The 16,673-nt window shown below is 58.9% G+C and carries 13 protein-coding genes and 1 pseudogene; 4 read left to right on the top strand and 10 right to left on the bottom strand.

The annotated features are described in order from the left end of the window. Positions 1–51: 51 nt before the first annotated feature. The 3 genes from K5E40_RS15095 to K5E40_RS15085 all read right to left on the bottom strand — a co-directional run bounded on the left by K5E40_RS15095 (position 52) and on the right by K5E40_RS15085 (position 3,102). Complete coding sequence (locus tag K5E40_RS15095) at positions 52–756, bottom strand: hypothetical protein (RefSeq protein ID WP_221731488.1); 705 nt, start codon at positions 754–756, stop codon at positions 52–54. Positions 757–874: 118 nt separating this feature from the next. Next, positions 875–2,395 (bottom strand): HAMP domain-containing sensor histidine kinase, encoded by a 1,521-nt coding sequence (locus tag K5E40_RS15090; protein WP_221731487.1) that lies wholly within the window; start codon positions 2,393–2,395, stop codon positions 875–877. Further along, on the bottom strand, positions 2,392–3,102 hold the full coding sequence (locus K5E40_RS15085) for a response regulator transcription factor (RefSeq protein ID WP_221731486.1): 711 nt from the start codon (positions 3,100–3,102) through the stop codon (positions 2,392–2,394). The genes K5E40_RS15090 and K5E40_RS15085 overlap by 4 nt, the downstream gene beginning before the upstream one ends. Positions 3,103–3,252: 150 nt before the next feature. Here K5E40_RS15085 and msrB point away from each other — a divergent pair, with 150 nt between their 5' ends. From msrB to msrA, 3 genes are read left to right on the top strand one after another with little or no spacing between them, the layout of a single operon-like run. Then, positions 3,253–3,771, top strand: coding sequence for a peptide-methionine (R)-S-oxide reductase MsrB (gene msrB, locus K5E40_RS15080; RefSeq protein WP_221731485.1), 519 nt, complete (start codon positions 3,253–3,255; stop codon positions 3,769–3,771). Between the two features lie 43 nt (positions 3,772–3,814). Beyond that, positions 3,815–5,623, top strand: a complete 1,809-nt coding sequence (locus K5E40_RS15075) for a cytochrome c biogenesis protein DipZ (RefSeq protein ID WP_221731484.1) — start codon at positions 3,815–3,817, stop codon at positions 5,621–5,623. A 15-nt stretch (positions 5,624–5,638) separates the two neighbouring features. Continuing rightward, complete coding sequence (msrA, locus tag K5E40_RS15070; protein ID WP_221731483.1) at positions 5,639–6,343, top strand: peptide-methionine (S)-S-oxide reductase MsrA; 705 nt, start codon at positions 5,639–5,641, stop codon at positions 6,341–6,343. A 1-nt stretch (position 6,344) separates the two neighbouring features. On the opposite strand, the gene K5E40_RS15065 is transcribed toward msrA, so the two are convergent. Beyond that, positions 6,345–6,860 (bottom strand): DUF6622 family protein, encoded by a 516-nt coding sequence (locus tag K5E40_RS15065; protein WP_221731482.1) that lies wholly within the window; start codon positions 6,858–6,860, stop codon positions 6,345–6,347. Positions 6,861–7,093: 233 nt separating this feature from the next. Further along, complete coding sequence (locus tag K5E40_RS15060) at positions 7,094–7,999, bottom strand: LysR family transcriptional regulator (protein ID WP_221731481.1); 906 nt, start codon at positions 7,997–7,999, stop codon at positions 7,094–7,096. Positions 8,000–8,101: 102 nt separating this feature from the next. Here K5E40_RS15060 and K5E40_RS15055 point away from each other — a divergent pair, with 102 nt between their 5' ends. Then, entirely contained in the window at positions 8,102–9,277 is a 1,176-nt protein-coding gene (locus K5E40_RS15055; protein WP_221731480.1) for an aspartate aminotransferase family protein, read from the top strand. Between the two features lie 25 nt (positions 9,278–9,302). On the opposite strand, the pseudogene K5E40_RS15050 reads toward K5E40_RS15055, so the two are convergent. The 5 genes and pseudogenes from K5E40_RS15050 to tssI all read right to left on the bottom strand — a co-directional run. After that, positions 9,303–9,512 (bottom strand): annotated as a pseudogene (locus K5E40_RS15050) (transposase); the annotation flags it as partial. Positions 9,513–9,671: 159 nt separating this feature from the next. Continuing rightward, on the bottom strand, positions 9,672–10,610 hold the full coding sequence (locus K5E40_RS15045; protein WP_221731479.1) for a DUF6708 domain-containing protein: 939 nt from the start codon (positions 10,608–10,610) through the stop codon (positions 9,672–9,674). Next, complete coding sequence (locus K5E40_RS15040; protein ID WP_221731478.1) at positions 10,607–13,882, bottom strand: toxin VasX; 3,276 nt, start codon at positions 13,880–13,882, stop codon at positions 10,607–10,609. Before K5E40_RS15040 ends, K5E40_RS15045 begins: the two co-directional genes overlap by 4 nt. Continuing rightward, positions 13,879–14,769 (bottom strand): DUF4123 domain-containing protein, encoded by an 891-nt coding sequence (locus K5E40_RS15035; protein ID WP_221731477.1) that lies wholly within the window; start codon positions 14,767–14,769, stop codon positions 13,879–13,881. The genes K5E40_RS15040 and K5E40_RS15035 overlap by 4 nt, the downstream gene beginning before the upstream one ends. Then, positions 14,742–16,673: type VI secretion system tip protein TssI/VgrG (gene tssI / locus K5E40_RS15030; RefSeq protein ID WP_221731476.1), on the bottom strand; the 1,932-nt coding region annotated here is incomplete at its 5' end. The genes tssI and K5E40_RS15035, both read right to left, overlap by 28 nt.

Below are 16,673 nucleotides of genomic sequence, written 5' to 3'. Positions count from 1 at the left end.
AAAAGCCCCGCCTGAATCTCAGTGCGGGGCTTTTTCGCAAGCGTTGCCGTATTACTGCGCGGTGATGCTGTAGCCATCGAACGCGGTCTGCTGTTGCAGAGCGGTGATGATGTTCTTGCGATTGACCGCTTGTTCATTGCCGGCGTTGTCGACAAAGGTTTCGCCGTCGAGTTCGGCTTCTTCACCTTCACCGACGAAGGTGAAACCCAGGAACTCCAGCGCTTCACGGTCAACGTTCAGGCGCGAGCGCGGTGTGCGCAGCGGCAGGGTCACGCTGATGCCGTCCTTGCTGATGGTGAAGGTTTCGACTTCTTTCTTGGCGCGCGCGGCTTTGCTCTTGCCGCCACTCGGGTTGCTGATGGCCTGATGTGTCTGGTTCAGCACTTTGAGGGCGAGGCCGTAGACGATTTCCTGAAACGCCGGATCGTCCTTGAAGCTGGACAGGATGCGGCCGATCGAGAACTGGCTGCTCAGGTCTTCGAGGGCGGCGATGTCGGCGGCCTCGGCGTCCTTCAAACCTTTGAGTTGGCCCATCAGTTCGTAGGCCTTGTCGTCATCGAAGCTGTCGTGAGCCTGACGGATCGCGGCGCGCAGTTCGCGGATCTGGTCGCTCTCGCGGCTCGACTGAAACGCGTCCAGCACCATCTCGCTGATGATTTTGGCTTGTGGAAGGTGTTGTGAAAGATTGATGGAGTTTTCGTATTCCGCTTTGGACGATTCGGTGACTACGGATTCAGCGGTGTTGAAATCGGACATTGAAATTTCACTACTTTTTAACTTGAGTTGAGATGAGAAAGCGCGAGGTCTTTTTCAGGCCGCCTAATTTAGGGGAGCGGGGCGGCGTTGTCACGGAGCAACGGGCCGATGGTCTCAACTATTTGTCCGCGTGGTTACGGTTCATTGACTGCGCCAGCCATTGCTCAGCGGTTTGCTGATCGACCGGCAAGGAAAAGCGGAACGTTGCACCGCGCCCGGTGACGTCCACCAACTGAATCTGGCGGCCATGCAGTTGCAGAATGCGGTGAACGATGCGCAGTCCCAAGCCACCATCGCGTCGTGAGCCGCCGATATTGAACGGGCGCAGGAACAAACCTTCGCGCAGTTCGGGCGCGATGCCGGGGCCGGTGTCGCTCACGGTCACGTCGACTCCTGTACCCAAGGACTTCAGGTCGAGTTCGATCTCGCCACCCTGAGGGGTATGGCGCAAAGCGTTGTCCACCAGATTGGTCAGCACCCGTTCTATCAGGCCCAGGTCAGCCCAGACGGTGGGCAGGTTCGGTACGAAACTGGCCTTGAGTTCGACCTGCCGCGCTTCGGCGCTGAGTTCGAATTTCTGGAAGATGTCCTGCACCAGATCGATCAGGGAAAAGCGCTCCAGCACCGGCTGCACAAAACCGTGTTCCAGGCGCACCAGTTCCAGCAGCGATTGGGCCAGTCCGCCGACCTTGCGGCTTTGATCGAGGGCGATGCCCAGGTATCGCCGCCGATCTTCGGGGGACAGCGTGGCGTCCTTGAGCGAAAGGGTTTCCAGATAACCATGCAGCGAGGCCAACGGCGTGCGCAGGTCGTGGGAAATATTGGCCACCAGTTCGCGGCGCTCCTGATCCTGACGAGTCAATGAACGCCACTGCTCACCGAGACGGTTTTGCATCTGCCGGAAGGCGGCATCGAGTACGGCGATCTCATCCGCATCAGTGCTTTTGTCCACTGGTGTCGACGTGGTGGGCAAGGGTGGCGGCGCACCGTCGATGTCGAAACGGCTGACGGTATCGGTCAACCGTCGCAGTGGCCGAGTGATCAGGTTGAACGCGGTGAGACCGGCAATCAGGCACAGCAACGCGACCACGGCGATGGACAGCAACGCCGTGTTCAGCGCGGCGCTGGTGGCGCCGCGTTCGGCGAAACGGTCGTGTTCTTCGCTGAGCAACACCACATACAGATAGCCGGCGGCTTTGCCATTGACCTGCAATGGCGCGGCGCTGAAGACCTTGCGCCCATCGACGCTGCGCGGGTCATCGCCGAGGATTGGCAGTGGCTGGCCGTTGAGCAGTTGGCGGATCGGCGCCAGGTCGACGTTGTCTCGCCGCATCCGGCCCTCGGGCGCCGCGTTACCGACAATGCGTCCCTCGGTGTCGAGCAGATACACCTCGACACTCGGGTTGACCAGCATCAGTTGACTGAACAGTTCCCGCACGGCGCCAGGCATCAAACCGTTGCTGTCCATCAGTACCGTGTCATGGGCGATGTGTCGCGCCAGATCCCGCGACAGCCCTTGCACCACCTCCAGCTCATGCATCTGGCTGGAGCGCACTTGCAGCCATGCCGATGTACCACCGCACACCAACAGCAACACGGCGAATACCAGCGAGAGGCGCTGCGTCAGGGTCAGTTTCATGGCTGCTCGATACCGAACTTATAACCGCGGCCCCACACGGTGAGGATGCGAGAGGGTTGCGCCGGGTCTTTTTCGATCTTCGCCCGCAGGCGATTGATGTGGGTGTTGACGGTGTGTTCGTAACCTTCGTGGCTGTAACCCCACACGGCGTTGAGCAGGTCCATGCGCGAAAATACTTTGCCCGGTTGCCGGGCGAAGAAATACAGCAAATCGAACTCCCGTGGCGTGAGGTCCAGTCGCTGAGCATCGAGGGTGACTTCGCGGGTGATCGGGTCGATGCTCAGGCCGTCGAGGCTCAGGCTACCGGCATCCATTTTCAGGTTGCGCGCCATGGCATCGACCCGGCGCAGCAGGGCTTTGACCCGCGCGACCAGCTCCAGCATCGAGAACGGTTTGGCGAGGTAGTCGTCGGCGCCCAGTTCCAGGCCAAGAATGCGGTGCAATTCGCTGGAGCGGGCGCTGGTGATGATGATCGGTGTGTAGCGCGCCATGGCCCGGGCGCGGCGGCAGATTTCAAGACCGTCGACGCCCGGCAGCATCAGGTCGAGGACCAGCGCATCCCAGTGCCCTTGCTCCAGCAGACGCATGCCCTCATCGCCATCGGCGCTGTGTACAACGTCGTACTGCTCATCGCGCAGATGCAGGCAGATCAGGTCGGCGATGTGTTGGTCATCCTCGACCACCAGGATGCGTTTGGTTTGTTCCATGAAGCTCAATCCTTCGGCGCAATGAGCGCATTGTGCGGGTTTTCCTCAAGGCGAGTTATCACGAATTCGTTAACTTCCCGTGAGGATTTGGCGATCAACCCAAGCCTAGGCTGTGTTCCAAGACAGGTACCTGACATTTTGGAGACGGCCATGTTTTCACGGCGGCAGATTCTCGTAGCGGGCGGCGGGCTGGGGCTTGCAGCCCTGGTAATCGGTGTATTGCCAAAATTGTCGACTGACGTACCGCTGATCAGCGAGGCACAGGCTGATGAAGCCTTTGAAGTGAGTCACAGCGACAGCGAATGGCACTCGATCCTGACTGACGAGCAGTACCGGATCCTGCGTGAAGAAGGCACCGAACGCGCCTACACCAGCCCTCTGAACAATGAACATCGCGCAGGCACTTTTGCCTGTGCCGGGTGCGCTCTGGCGCTGTTTTCATCTGCGACCAAGTTCGACAGCCACACCGGTTGGCCCAGTTTCTGGGCACCGCTTGAGCAGGCCGTGGCCACGCGCCAGGACCGCTCCTTCGGTATGGCTCGCGAAGAGGTTCACTGTCGACGCTGTGGCGGTCACCTGGGACATGTCTTCGATGACGGGCCGAAACCCACCGGGCTGCGTTACTGCATGAATGGCCTGGCCATGACCTTCAACGCTGTGGCGGCCTAAGCCATGACGCGTTTGCGCTCTTCACTTCAAACGGGACGACACTATGTGGCTCTTGGTTCTCGCTTATCTCGGTGGTGTGCTGACGATCGTCAGCCCGTGCATCCTGCCGGTTCTGCCTTTTGTCTTCGCTCGCACCGGGCAGCCATTTATCAAGAGTGGCTTGCCGCTGTTGGCGGGGATGGCGGTCACCTTTGCGCTCGTCGCCTCGTTGGCGGCGGTGGGCGGCGGTTGGGTGGTGCAAGTCAATCAGTACGGTCGCTGGCTCGCGTTGCTGTTCGTTGCACTGTTCGGGCTGACGTTGCTGCTGCCGCAAGTAGCCGAACGTCTGACCCGTCCGCTGGTTTCGGCCGGCAGTCGTCTGTCAGAGGCCGCCGGCCAGGACAATCGCCCGCGTCCCGGCGCTTCGTTTCTGATCGGCGTTGCCACGGGGCTGCTCTGGGCACCCTGCGCAGGCCCCATCCTGGGGCTGATTCTGACCGGCGCCGCACTGCAAGGGGCAAGCATCGCCACCACGCTGTTGTTGCTCGCCTACGCGGCGGGGGCCGCCACCTCGCTGGCGGCTGCGCTGCTGCTGGGCGCTAAGGTGTTTGCGCTGATGAAGCGCTCGATCGGTACCGGTGAGTGGATCCGTCGAGGCCTGGGCGCGTTGATGTTGGCCGGGGTGGCGGCGATTGCATTAGGGCTGGATACCGGAATTCTCGCGCGGCTTTCAACGGCATCCACTGGCGGATTGGAACAGGCTTTGGTCGGCAAACTGTCGGGCAAACCTGCGAGCCCGAACGGCACGATGATGGCGCAGATTCCGGCGCAAGATGATGTGGCCAACGGCAGCATGATGGCCGCCGGTGGCGCGATGAAAATGGCCGCAGAGGCCCCGGCAACCTTGCCGGTCGAAGGCCGGTTGCCGCCGCTGGATGGCGCCGTGCAATGGCTCAACTCGCCGCCCTTGGACGCTCAGGCATTGAAGGGCAAAGTGGTGCTGGTGGATTTCTGGACCTACTCCTGCATTAACTGCCTGCGCACGCTGCCCTACGTCAAAGCCTGGGCTGAAAAGTATCGCGATCAAGGCTTGGTGGTCATCGGCGTACACGCGCCGGAATTTGCCTTCGAGCGCGACATCGGCAATGTCACCAAAGCCATGAAGGAACTGGGCATCAACTACCCGGTCGCCATCGACAACGACTACAAGATCTGGCGCGCCTTCAGCAACGAATACTGGCCGGCACATTACTTTGCTGACGCTCAGGGACGGATTCGTTACCACCATTTCGGTGAAGGGGCTTACGCCGAGTCGGAACGCGTCATACAGCAATTGTTGCGTGAAGCAGGCTCGAAAACCGTCGCCGATGGTTTGATCAATGCCGACGCCAAAGGCGTGCAACAGGCGCCGGACATGAACGAAGTGCAATCGCCGGAAACGTATATCGGTTACCAGCGTGCAGAACATTTCGTGCCGCAACTCAGCTTTGTTCCAGACAAAGTTTCGGCCTACACCCCACCGCCCCATCTGGCCCTGAATGACTGGAGCCTCGGCGGCCAATGGAACGTCGGTGCCGAACGCGCCACTGCCGGTGCAACGGCTAGCCGTATCGTTTACCGCTTCCATGCCCGCGACCTGCATCTGGTGCTCGGGCCGGGCGCGGATGGCAAACCGGTGCGTTTCAAAGTGTCGATTGATGGTCAGGCACCGGGTGAAGCGCATGGCGTCGATGTCTCCCCGGATGGCTCTGGCCAAGTCACTGAACAGCGCTTGTATCAGTTGGTGCGACAGTCCGGCGGCGTGCAGGATCGAACCTTCAGTATCGAATTTCTCGACCCCGGCGTGTCGGCCTACGCCTTTACCTTCGGTTGATCAGGAGTCACAGACATGAAAAATCAAATGAGCTGGCGTCGAGTTTTGTTGGGTATCGCGGTGGCCGGGGTGATCGGCCAATGTTCAGCCTTCTCCTTTGGCGGCGAAGACGCGGTGGTCATTCCACCGCCCACCCTCGATGAAATCACACAGGCTCACAGTGAAACGGCAGTCTTTGCCGGCGGCTGTTTCTGGGGTGTTCAGGGTGTTTTTCAGCATGTAAAAGGTGTGCAGAAAGCGGTCTCCGGTTACGCCGGCGGCGCCGCTAATACCGCTGAGTACGAGCGGGTCAGCGGCGGCGACACTGGCCACGCAGAATCGGTGCAAGTCACCTTCGATCCGACGCAGGTCAGCTATGGCAGCCTGTTGCAGATCTACTTCTCGGTGGCGCACAACCCGACCGAACTCAACCGCCAAGGCCCGGACAGCGGCACCCAATACCGTTCGGCATTGTTCCCGATCAACGCGGATCAGCAAAAAGTCGCGCAGGCCTACATCACTCAACTCGACGCGACCCATGCCTTCAGCAAACCCATCGTCACCAAGCTGGAAAGCTACAACGGCTTCTACCCGGCGGAGGACTATCACCAGGACTTCCTGACCGAGCACCCGAGCTACCCGTACATCGTGATCAACGACATGCCGAAAGTGGCGCAGTTGAAGCAGTTGTTCGGGGAGCGTTATCAGGAGAAACCGGTGTTGGTAAAGAGCGGTTCCTGAATCATTGAGCGCCCAAAGACGGGCGTTGTGCCTGAAGCGTTCGCAGCAGCCAATAGAACTTCAGCGAGCGGGTGCTGATCAGTCCGCAGACAAAACCGGACGCTGCGGCCTTGAGCAACAACATGTCCGCAGCCGTGCTGTGTTCCGGGTGCACGTCATCCTGATAGCCGATGTAGTAGTTCACCGCAAAAAACAGCAGCAACAACATCAGCGCTTTCCAGGTGCCCGGCACGACCAATCCGGTTTCCGGGTCGTCGAGCTTCACGCCCTCGCGGGAAAAAATCAGCCATGCCGACAGGGCGCCGAGGGTCAAAGCGATAAACCAGCCGCCCAGCGTAAAACCGGGATCAACCGACAGGTTCAGCGAAAACAGCGACCAGACCAGCAGCGCCAGTGGCGTCGACAGTAGCGAAAACCGGCTTTCGTGCTGAGGCTTGCGCGCCTTCAGGCCGTAATACATCAGGATCAGGAAAACCACATAAACCCACAGCGGGGTGTTTTGCAAAATGGCGAGCATCGCGCAGCATCCGTGCTGGAAAAAGGAGAATCATAGCCGTTGTCATCGTGCTTGACGGTTATTTCAATCGCGGGCGCTCCATGGCAATCATCGACGTTTCAAATCCCAAACCGTTGGTAATGCCTCGCGCGAAGCCGATGATTTGTCCGTAGTACAGCGCGACAGCGGTGCGTTGGGAGTTTTCGATCAGATGCGCAAAGGACTCGCAGGAACTCGTTCGATGGCTCCGGGAATCAGGGTCTGCCCCATGCCTGCATCGCGAATTCTACGAAGCGCCGCAGCTTGGGCAGGCGATAGCGATCCGGGGCATAAAGCAGATGTAACGGGCGGCTGGGCGGTTGGTAGTCGGGGATTACCGTGATCAGTCTGCCATCGCGCAGATCCTGCTCCACCAACGCATCGGGCAGCATCACGATGCCCATGCCGGTGCGGGCCGCCTGATGCAGGCCGGCGGAGCTGTTGATCAGCATTGGCCCACTGACATCGACCATGATTTCGCCGTCCGGGCCGCTGAGGCGCCAGCGCTTTTCCACCGATTGCCAGTCATCCCCGGTGGGGTAGGCGAAGGACAGGCAGTCATGCTGTTGCAGGTCTTGCGGCGTCAGCGGCATGCCGCGCCGTGCCACATAGTCCGGCGACGCGCAGACCGTCAGCGTGTAATCGATCAATGGCCGCGCGATCAGGTTGGACTGCTCGAAGTTGCCCAGCCGGAAAGCGACGTCGAGGCCGTTTTCCAGCAGATCCGGGCGGCTGTTGGTCAGCACCACATCGAGTTTGACCTTTGGCCATTGCAGGGAAAACTCACTGAGCGCCGGGGCCATGCGTTCAACGCCGAAGGTCAGCGGAGCGGTGATGCGCAAGATGCCGCGGGGTTCGTCCAGAGCCTGTTCGGCGAGGCGTTCGGAATCGGCCAGCAGGCCCAGCACTTCGAGGCAGCGCTGGTAATAGACGCTGCCGAACTCAGTCAGTCGTTGGCGTCGGGTGGTGCGTTGCAGCAGTTGCACACCGAGCCGTTGCTCCAGCGCACGGAGATGATTGCCTACCATCGTCGTCGACATATCGCACTGCAATGCGGCCGCCGTCATGCTCCCCGCTTCGACGACTTTGACGTAGACGCTCATCGACTGAAACAGATCCATTATCAAGCTCTGCTTATAAATGATTGAAGTTTTGCCGAGTTTATCCAGTTTCGGTGGCTAACCATACTGCAAACACACCGACCTTCACTGGAGTTTGAAGTCATGACCGCCGCCCTGATGAACACCTATCAACCACTGGCCCTGAGCTTCATCAGAGGCCTGGGCACTCGCCTGTGGGATCAGGCTGGTCGCGAATACCTGGATGCCGTGGCGGGCGTAGCGGTGACCAATGTCGGGCACTCGCATCCGCGCATCGTCAATGCCATCAGCGAACAGGCCGCAATGCTTCTGCACACCTCCAACCTGTACAGCATCGACTGGCAGCAACAGCTTGCAAAACGGCTGACTGAGTTGTCGGGAATGGAGCGAGCGTTCTTCAACAATTCCGGGGCCGAGGCCAATGAGACGGCGCTGAAACTGGCGCGGTTGTATGGCTGGCGCAAGGGAATTGAGCAACCGCTTGTCGTGGTCATGGTCAACGCTTTTCATGGCCGCACTCTCGGCACGTTGTCCGCCAGCGATGGCCCGGCAGTGCGCCTGGGCTTCAATGAATTGCCGGGGGATTTCGTCAAAGTGCCGTTCGGTGATCTGGCGGCACTGGAGCACATTCAGCGCAAGCATGGCGAGCGGATCGTGGCGATTCTGGTCGAGCCGATTCAGGGCGAAAGCGGCGTACAACTCGCGCCACCCGGTTACCTCAAGGCCCTGCGCGAAATCTGTAATAGCCACGCTTGGCTGCTGATGCTCGATGAGATTCAGACAGGCATCGGCCGCACCGGCCAGTGGTTTGCTTTTCAGCATGAGGGCATCGTTCCGGACGTCATGACGCTGGCCAAAGGACTCGGCAACGGTGTGCCGATCGGCGCTTGTCTGGCGCGGGGCAGGGCGGCAGATCTGTTCACCCCGGGCAGCCATGGCAGCACGTTTGGCGGTAATCCGTTGGCTTGCCGTGTTGCTTGCACGGTGCTGGATATCATCGAAGAACAGGGGTTACTGGAGAACGCCCGTATTCAGGGTGAGCGGCTGTTAACTCGGTTACGCGCAGAGCTGGCGGACAACCCCAATGTGCTGGCCATTCGTGGGCAGGGCTTGATGATCGGTATCGAGCTGAAACAGCCGATTCGCGATCTGACATTGATCGCTGCGCGCGATCACGGACTGCTGATCAACGTCACGCGCGGCAAGACCATACGGCTGCTGCCGCCGCTGACGATTGATGAGCGGGAGGTGGAGATGATTGTCAGAGGTGTGGGGCAGGCGGTGGGGCTTGATTCTTAGTAGTGATATCTGCACATGACGATACAAATTTGGCCTTCCGCGATTGTATACCGTTCTCGGTCAACGGCTTGTTTTCAGACACTGCATTTCCTTCAGAACTGAGCTGCTTGCGCCAGTTGGACAAAGACATTTCGCTGACCCCTTTGCGCCGGGAAACCTCGGCCATCGACAGGTTCAGCGGGGGAAGCAGCATCTTAAGTAATGCGGCTCTGCGTTCAGGTGAATAGTACGGCACGACCAGTCTCTTTCCGCCCCCGATATGCTTTTTTTGGAGAAACCGGAGAGGCGACAACTATCCTGACACCGGGGGAGAGTGGTCCCTTGCGGCTGCGGGGTATGGCTGATGTCATGCCTTATCCTTGGCTTTCAAATAGCTGGATTTCTTGCTTTCGGGTCATGCGGATTGTGGTTTGTTCTCCAGTTCCTCCTCACGCTTGGCGATAGCTGCTGCCAACTCAGGAGAGCGTTTGGCCCACTGCTCAGCCGGCAGCGGTTTCGACCATTCTTTTATAGCCGGGGCGTTCAAGTCAGGTGGCGGAACCAGCTTGCGTTCTTGCAAATAAAACCCCAAAGGAGCACCTAAAAAGACAGTGAAGAAAACATCTTTAATTGCAGATTTAAAGTCTCCCTTGGCTGCGGATTTCAATGCGTCGAACAAAATACTAATGGTCCAGCCGATCAAGCCTTTTTGGCTGTTCTCACCCTCAAAATTGCACTTCGGAACGGCTTCCGGCCCAACCTCCATGTAGCTGCGCATGCACTCCCACAGACACATGGCCGTTTCGCCGCCACCGCAACTGAATCCCAAGCTGAAGTCTCGTTCTTTTTCGGGTGCATCGGGATCGGGATTGCGAAAGCCCACCACCAATAGACCTTGAGTTGTTTTGCCGTGTTGGCCGACAGAGTCCATTGCTATTGCTTGGGCGGTGACCTGTTCCCAGGGGACGATCCAGTAACGGCCGTCATCGAATGGCACGCAGACCTCTCGGCGCTGGCGGTTGAAGCGAACAGGGAGAGGGACCGGGCGGCTCAACATGTAGATGAAAAAAAAAATTGGCATCCCACAGAAACACATGAACCCATACCAGTAAGCAGCATTCAATCCGTCAAAACCCACTGCCTGGGTTAACCATATAAAAATAAGCAGTACGGGCCAAAGCACCATGACGAAAGAGCCAATGCTGTAGGAGCCAATGTCAAGAAATACCTCGTTCTTGCGCCAGATCGTGTTGAGGACATCCTTGGGCGTTTGTCCTGTCGGAACGGCCAGTGGTGCCAGGTAATCCTCTCGTGAGAGCGGTCCGTTGCGGCTACCGAGTTTGGCTGAGTTCATGCCTTATCCTTGGGGTTCAAATAACGCGAATTTTGTTGTGGCCCTAGTCGGTGGATGCTGGCCCGGTCAAGCTCAGGGGTTGGCTCTCCTGGACGTAAAATAATGATTTCACCATCTGGGCTCAATAACCCGCCATTAGGCGATAGGGTATAGGCTTGGCCCTTTGAGCCGCCGATGGTAGCACCTACACCGGCAAGTAGTGCCACCGGGCTGAGATAGCACAGTCGCAAGGACAAACGGGTGAGGGGCTGTGGGAAACTCCCGCTCAGGCGCAAACCCTGGCCTGCGTCCACTGGTATCCAACTACACCGGCTGGCGTTCAGCCAAGTGGCACCTAGATCTGTGGGAGTACCTCGCGTACCAGTCCCGAATCCGGCCGAGACAGGGGTCAAATTGCCACTCATGGATAGATCGATTTGTGCAGCTCCCGGAGCGGCTCCTGGCAGATCAATGGTCAGTTGGCTAATACCGTCTTGGGTGATGGTATCGCCCAGAGAACCGCTGATGCGTACTTCCCTGGTTTCCATTGCCAGCCGAGGCTGGTACAGCATCACCATCAGTTCGTTGATTTCGTCCAGTTGCGCCTGGGGCGCAATAGTTTTGTTGGCACTTGCCCGGCGGTGCGACCAGCAGCAATTCGCAAGGTAGCTTTGTAAAGGACTGGCTTGGCGGAGCCAAGCGAAAAGATACAGACTTCCTAACGCGAGCAGCAGCAAGTTGACTGGGCCCATTCCCAAGCGGAAGCGGCGAATTGCGACTGGAGTACTTATTACGTTAGCTAATCGCATGCCGGTAAGGCTTAAACCGAGCAATCCTTGAGCCCCATAAACTGCGATTTGCCCAGTAACGGCCAAATTTTTCACTTTTAGCCAAGGATCAACGTTGCTCTGAGACGCTTCTATTTGAGTTTGCAGTGATCTGTATTCACTGAGAGCGGCTCCGAATGATAGTGCTCCCACGATTCCCCCGAATAAAGTCAGAGTTGGCGCAGTGAAAGAGAGCTGGCCTTTAGCTAAGCTAACCTCATTCATCCCCTTCCCCAAAATCACCCAATTCTGAATCACCGCCCCCAACGCTGCCCCTGCGTACAAATACGCTGACATGCTATCCGCCTGCCGTTGCGCATCGCTGCCTTCCAGCGCCGCTGCCTGTCCTGCATAGGTGCCGGCGTTGAGAATGTTGACCACCAGCGCCGCCAGCGGCAGTAGGCCACCCGAGGCTTTGATCGAGGGTGCGTTGACGATGCCGTTGACGCGACCGAGGCTGATGGCCTGGGCGGTGCTTCGGGTCCATTGGCTGAGGGCTTCAGCGTTCTGGCCGACCAAGCGCCAGACCTTGATACCGTTCTCTACGCCCTGCACAAGACGGGTGTTATCGCCGAGGCGGATGACCAGGAATAATCCCATTGCCATCGCCGTGCCTTTGCTTGCATGAATCAAAGAGGCGCCGAGGCGGGTCATGGTCGCCGTCCAGGCACCTTCCAGATTGCTCGCTAACCGCTCGATATTGCGCAGGGTGTCCGCGTCCAGAATCTTGAGTGCGGCTGCGCGGGAGTCGGCAAGGTTTTCCAGACTGAGCGCCGTGACCAGTTCGTTGAGGCGTGAAGTGTTGTTCACCGCCGCTTCCAGGCTCGGACTCCACGCCTGGAACACCAGACGCAGCAAGCCGGGGTCATCGCTGCTCACGTAATCGGCAAACTGTTTGGCGCCTTCGCTACGGCTGCACTGCGCACTGAGGCAGGCGACCGTCAAACTTTCAAGCCAAGTGAGGTGTTCTTCGCTGCTCTGGTCGACAAACCAAGTACCACTGTCGTTGCGTGGCAGGTAGGTTTTGCGATCGGCGTACAGCAACTGATGGCGTTTTTCGACCTGTTTGAAGTGCTGCGGCGCTTCCTGATCCAGCCAATGGTCCATGCTCGCCAAGTCGATGTATTCACCAACCTTGGTTCCGCCGCCACCTTCCAGATTGCTGACTTTTTCCTTGCGATAATCCCGCACGACCTGTTGCGCTTCCTGATGCAATTCGCTTGGGATGAAGCTGCGCACCTTGTTCAGTACGGCTTCTTCACGGGATCGAACCTGAGCCAACAGGCCATCTGCTTGGGCATGCCCATACTGTCGGCCGCGTTGTTGGTTGATGCGTGTTTCTTCCAGCATCAAGGTGTTCAGCTGCTTCTGACTGTCGATCAGGGTGTCGCCCTGTTCCGGTGTCAGTTGCAGGTTATGTTCGCGATACCGGTAGTTGAGCAGGTTGGCAACTTCGCCACCGTCTTCGGTGACCATGCTGCGGATAAAGCTGCCGATGGTCTGGCGCAAGCTATTGTCGGCTACCCACTCTTCGTGTTCTGCCTCGACCTTGTTCTGTTCGTGGTCGATATCCCGCAACACTCCCAGATCATCATCCAGCGCAGCAAACACCGCATATAGCGGAGCCGATTCGCTCTTGGCTTTGTCCAGCCAGGCTTGCGTAGGTGCCAGTTCCCAAGGGCTAGCGCTCCAAGTCCCGGGCTCGACCACCGGCTCGCCCGGTGGTTGCGCGCCGGCCGCCTGTTCGCGTTCGCGCAGAGATTCCGAGCTGGCGGAGTAGGCTTTGATATTGTCTTGAGTAGGCGAGGCTTGCGCCGTTTTGCGTTGTTCTTTCACGCTTTCGCGGTCAGTTGAGCCGTTCTTCTGATGTTCATGCGCAAGGGTTTTTTCGCGTACTTTCGGCATGAGTTCGGCCACCAGTGTCGGGGCTTTTTCGAGCGGTGGGCAGTGTTTGGCCGATAGGCGTTTGGCTATGTCGGTAAGGGCGATCTGACGCATGCGCTTGCGTCGTTCACCGTTCTTTTTCAGGCGCTCGCAGGCGTCTTTGCCCAATGGCACTTCGCTGTAGAGCATCCACGCGTCGGTGCTTTTGTTCAACGCGATTCCGGCGTTTTCACCGGTCGTCAGAGCAGAGTGGGGTTGCGTCAGCGGTTGTTCAACCAGTAAACCATCAGATGCCACCGCGTAGCGTTTCAATGGTCCTTCGGCATGCCAAAGATAGACGTAGCCCGGGCGCAAGCGACGCAAGGCCATCGGGTGGCTTTTGGTTGGGCTGGAAGGCGCGAAATCGGCGTGGTCGGCGCCCTGTTCGGCCATCGCGTAGCGGCTCGGAACCACGAAAATTTCGGGATGTTGCGCAGGACAGGCGGTGCCCGGGTTGGACAAGTCTTCGTTGCCGAATTGGCACTGCGCGGCGTTGTCGGCCGCGGCTAGGTTGCGGTTTTTATCGAGCGGTGTGGTGGTCATGCATTGGACTCCTTGTCAGTCAGCAGCCAATGGCGATGCAGTTCTACCAACAAGGCATCCAGGCGTTGTGTGGCGTTGAGCGTCGGCTGTTGAAGAATCTCGCGGTAGGCCTGATGTTCAGGCGCTAGGGGGAACGCGGTGCCATGCTCGGCAACCAGAGCAGACCAGCGTGCCACTTCGTTGGGCGCCGAGTAACCCTGGCTGGCGGCGCCTTCACGGCAAAGCACCGCCCATTGCTGCTGTTCGACGGCCGAGCGCTGAGCCAGGCAGTCGGGAAAGTAGGTACGAACGTGCTCCAGTAACTGTTGATCAAACATTTCCAGCTTGCCTTGATTGAGCCGTTGCAACTGTTGCTCATCAAGGTAAAGCCACGGGCGCTCAGCATATTGCTGGGCGCTTTGGCGATCCTGCTCACGAACGACCCACTGTTCTTCCTGGCATTCTCGCGCTGGCAGGCGTACACGTCTGATCGGGCCCATCACGTGATCTTTTCCCCCGGGGTTCAGGGCCGGCAACCAATGGCGCATGACTCGCGGGTCGTAGTACCGAAACAGCATTGACGCTTCACCGGTCACCCGCGCGTGGATGAGGCTGCGCAGATGTTCAGTCAATTGCTGTAGAGGCGCATCGCTTTCGATGATGAGGCCAGCATCGTTTTGCCAGTCATCAGCGAAGGCTTTTTCAAGTGCGCTGTTGGCGCGCAAGACGATCAGCGCAGGGCCGACATCAAATACCTCTTGGTAGGGCGTTGCGTGATACAGCCATTCGACAACAGGGTTGTCGTCCAGACTGTACAAACGGGCCGGAAGGTTTTCGATCTTTGCTCCATCCAGAAGCAGATAACGCGTGGCACCGGGGATCATTTCATCGCCTTCAGTTTTTGGCATATCTCGCAGATCGGCTGAGCCGTTGTGGCCGCCCGTTTCAGGGTTTGACGCAACGCCGGCACCAACAACTGCCCGGCCTTATCCGCATCCGCCTGCTTCAACGGCCCCGGCAACAACGGGGCAGCGCCCGTGCCGCTACCCGGACCACCGCCTGAGTTCATGTTGATTACCGGCCCGCTCATGGTCACGCCGCCGGCATCGATTTTTATGAAGCTGCCACCGCCGACCAGCGTCAGTTCCGCACCTGCCTCAAGCACCACTTTCATGCCACTGCTCAGGTGGATTTCCTGCCCCGCATCAATGAACTGCCCGGTGCCAATCTTGATGTGCTGATTCACCCCAACCGTCAGGTGATCATTGGCCTGCGCCTCAACCTTGCGATCTTCATAAACGGTGTGATGTTCTTCGGCCTTGAATTCCGTGTAGCTGTTCTGCTCGACCGTGTCGTGGCGCTCGTTGCCGACGCGGATTTTCTGGTCGTGCTCAACGTTCTCGTCCCAGTCGCGCTGGGCGTGCAGGTAGATCTGCTCCTGACCTTTCTTGTCTTCAATGCGCAGTTCGTTGTAACCGCTGCCGCCCATGGAACTCAGGGTTTTGAACGTACTGCGGGTCTTGTTCGCCGGCAGGGCATAAGGGACGGTGTTTTCCTTGTGGTACAGGCAGCCGCTGATCAGTGGTTGGTCGGGGTCGCCTTCGAGGAAGGTGACGAGCACTTCCATGCCGATGCGCGGGATGGCGATGCCGCCGTACTGGGCGCCCGCCCAGGCGCTGGAGACACGCAGCCAGCAACTGGTTTTGTCGTCGGCCTGGCCTTCGCGGTCCCAGTGGAACTGGACTTTGACGCGGCCGTACTGGTCGCAGTGGATTTCTTCACCTTTGGGGCCGGTGACCACGGCGCTCTGGCTGCCGAGGATGCGCGGTTTCGGGTGGCGCAGGGGCGGGCGGTTCGGCACGTCCCACGGGGTGGCCTGGAAGCGGTTGCGGTAGCCCTGGTGGAAATCGTCTTTCAGCGCGGTGGTGTCGCTGGTCACCGACTCTTCCAGCACTTGCGGCTGTTTGCCTTCGTGCAGCACTTCGGTGAGCAGCCACAGGTCGTTCCACTTGGCTTTTGGGTGCTCGGTCAGGGCCAGAAAATGGCCGCTGACCAGCAACGGCTGATCGCTTTTGCCTTCGGCGAGCTGGAAGTCGCTGCGGTGGCGTTCGAGGGCGCGTTTGGCCAGGTGTTTGCCGCGCTCGCGGTCGACGAAGCGGCCCGGGTAATCGTAGTCTTCGAGGTCGGGCAGGGCATCGCCACGGTTTTCGCTTTCGAGGGTCAGGCGTGGTTTTTCGAAGTCGTAATCGCGGCGTGTGGTGCGGCTGGTGCGGGTTTCCAGGCGCAGGTCGAAGCGCTTGATCACTGGGTCGTTGGCGACCATGCCGGAGTCTTGCTGATAGGCCACGGGTTGGAGTTTCGGGAACACCGTCTGGTCATCGCCGAAAATCAGTTTGTGGCCGGCCACGCTGTGTTGGAAGTGGTAGTGAATGCCTTCTTCCTCGCACAGGCGCTGGATGAAATGCAGGTCGGATTCGTCGTATTGCACGCAGTAGAGGCGCTCGGGGTAGATCGAACCGGTCTGGAAATCGTAGGCGTTGCTCTGGATGCCGTGCTCTTCCAGCACTTGACCGATGATTTTCGGCACGCTGAGGTTCTGGAAGATGCGCTGGTTGACGCGGTGCGCCAGGTACGACAGTTGCGGGCGCAGGGTTACCGAATAACGGGTCAGGCGTTTGCCGGAATCACCCTGGGCGGCGCGGTAGATCTGGCCGTGTATGCCGCTGCCGTCGGGCGACAGTTGCAGGAAGGCCGGTTTGTGCAGCAGGGTCTCGAGGTCCAGCGACGGTTTTTCACTGACCAGTTCCACCTC

This window comes from Pseudomonas baetica, from assembly GCF_019733355.1.
GTDB lineage: Bacteria > Pseudomonadota > Gammaproteobacteria > Pseudomonadales > Pseudomonadaceae > Aquipseudomonas > Aquipseudomonas baetica_A.
This window is presented reverse-complemented; position numbering and strand designations above follow the sequence as displayed.